2 protein-coding genes are annotated in these 2644 nt (G+C 57.5%); both read left to right on the forward strand.

Annotated features, from left to right (window positions below; translation table 11 throughout):
* Positions 1–124, forward strand: a 124-nt coding sequence (locus KIH73_RS11255; RefSeq protein ID WP_219083349.1) for a hypothetical protein, incomplete at its 5' end; no start/stop codon positions are given.
* Between the two features lie 114 nt (positions 125–238).
* Positions 239–2644 (forward strand): family 16 glycosylhydrolase (locus KIH73_RS10685; protein WP_219083351.1); only part of this gene is annotated, 2406 nt, incomplete at its 3' end.

Below are 2644 nucleotides of genomic sequence, written 5' to 3' on the forward strand. Positions count from 1 at the left end.
GTGGCTCGGTTTCCCCACGAGCGGGGAGATCGTCGACCCGCTGAGGTCCGGCGAGGTGTATCAGAACTTCCAACATGGTCAATTGCATTGGCGCCCGAACGGGACTACATACACCACCCGTTGATGACAGTCTTTCGCCCGGTACTCGTATGAAATCCAGACCTTGCATCCATACCATCGGGTGCAAGGTCCTTGTCTTTCAAGTGCCGACTAGAATTCTGTATGAGAGTTCTCTGCCATGGAAGACAGTGAGGAGTTCATTATGCGCGAGCGTGCTTGGCGTGGTTGGCTCGCCGCTCTTTCGGTGGTTGCCTGTGTGGCGTCCATGTCGATAATTGCGGTACCGCCGATGGCGCAAGCGGCGCCGGTAACGGCGACCGCAGCGGAACAGAGCGTGGTCATTCCTAAAGGACCGACTTTTCGCGATGATAACGATACGGTGTATATCCCGTCTGATTATGGTGTGAGGTATCACATCTATACCTATGCCCATGGGAGGAAGACGGAGGTCATTTACCCCGAGAGCGGTCTGGAGTATGCGAAACCAGGCAGCTACGGTACCGAAGAGGGACTGGACACGGGCGTGCTGGTGGTGGTGACCGCCGTGTCCGCCGGCAGCGCCACCGTTCTGGACGGCACCACTTCCTGGGCGTACCTGTTCGATCCGGCGACTGACCAGATTGCATATGACGATGAACGGTCAGCCATCACCTTCCCGCAGCTGGATGGCGTCGAATTCTCCGTGAAAGTGGGTGACAATGACATCGTCGTGGAAGGAGACACCTTCCAGGCAAGTGGCGGCGCCACGGTGACGATCACCGGCAAAACCGCTGTGGAGGAGGCTCCGAACGTGGAGATCGGCGGCCTGGACCTTACTTACAAATTCCCCACGGTGACTACGCCCAAAGGTCCGACTTTCAACGAAGAAGCCGGTACGGTGTACATCCCCTCGGATCAGGGTGTGCGGTACTACATCGTCATCGACGGCAAGACGATCACCAAAGATGGTCTTGAGTATTCCAAGCCGGGCACCTATACCGAGACGGACGGCATCGTAGGTGGCAAGCTGATTACCGTGGACGCGAAATCGGCTGGATCGGCCACCATTCTGATCGGTGCGACGCATTGGGAGAAGATGTTTCCGCTCAGGCCCGAGGCCCCGACGTTCGATGATGAGAAGACCGGTGTGACAATTCCGCGGGCCGATGGGGTGAAGTACTACATTGACGGTGGCCGGAATCCCGTATCGAGCGGTTGGCACTCCGGGAAACAGGGCAAGGAGATGACCGTCGAGGCCAAAAACCCGGAAACCGGCGAAGTGCTTGCCACATGGAAGCACACCTTCCCCCAGAAGGTGACGCCCAAGGGGCCCGAATTCGACGATGCCAACTCCACCGTGACCATCCCTTCCGATCAGGGTGTGCGGTACTACATCGTCATCGACGGCAAGACGATCACCAAAGACGGTCTGGAGTATTCCAAGCCCGCCACATACGGCATCTCCGACGGCATCGTGACCGGGGAAAAGATTTCGATCGATGCGAAATCCGCCGGTTCGTCGACGATTCTGACCGGGACGACGCATTGGGAACATACGTTGCCGTACCGTCCGAGTTCCAGTCTGCAGAACGGCGATGAGTTCAACGATGATTCGGCGTTGGTGAATACGAACTGGAAAGTTCTGTCGCAAAAGGCGTCGGGCCTCAAGGCGGGCATCAACGTGCTGTATACCCCAGATAACGTCACGGTCAAGGACGGTCAGCTGAACATCATCACTGAACGCCATTGCCTCGCGGTCGATGGTAACGGGAACGTCACGGAGGAACCCAGTGACAAGAATCTGCATCCCGAGCCCTGCGGCAGCGGCAAGCGTACCGTGTACACCTCCGGGCGCATCGAATCCGGTTTCGATTATTCGACGCCGTTCGAAATGGAGGTTCGGGCGTATATGGATTCCACGAACCCCAAGGGCATGCATTTCGCTGTATGGACGCGCAACAACCAGCCGTATTGCGGCAATGGCGTCACATCGTCGAACCTTGCCGAGCTGGACACCATGGAACTGTACGGCGACATGGAGGCGACCACGAACACGTCGCATGTCACCTGTGTGGTGAACGCCAGCGGCGACGACCAGACGGTGCGCAACTACCATGTACAGAATGCCGCCCTCAAAGGGCGTTGGCATACTTATAAGCTGATTTACGATGGATACTCGATTCAGTATCTTTTCGACGGACAGCCCGTTGCGATGGACGGTACGAATGTCTCCAGAAGCACCGCCCGGACCCTGGGATTGAGCCGAGAACAGTTCCAGCATGCCCTGAACGACTATCCGTGGCAGCTGATCATCAACAACAGCGTGTTCGAAGACAACGATTGGAAGCCGGCGCCGGACGATAACAAACGTTTCGACACCCGCGTCGATCGTATCGATTACGTGCGAATCAAGAACATCCCGGATGTGACTCCCAAGGGGGCGATCAATACATACTGGTCTCTTTCAGGCGGCGAATCCGGTTGGTTGGGTTATCCGACGGGTGATGAGTTGTCGGTGAGGGGTGGTGCGTCGCAGACGTTCCAGGGCGGTACGGTGTTCTGGAATGGTTCGACGGGGGCCACGCACGCCGTCAAGGGCGGGATC

Origin of the sequence: Bifidobacterium phasiani (assembly GCF_019331775.1) — a bacterium.
Lineage (GTDB): Bacteria > Actinomycetota > Actinomycetes > Actinomycetales > Bifidobacteriaceae > Bifidobacterium > Bifidobacterium phasiani.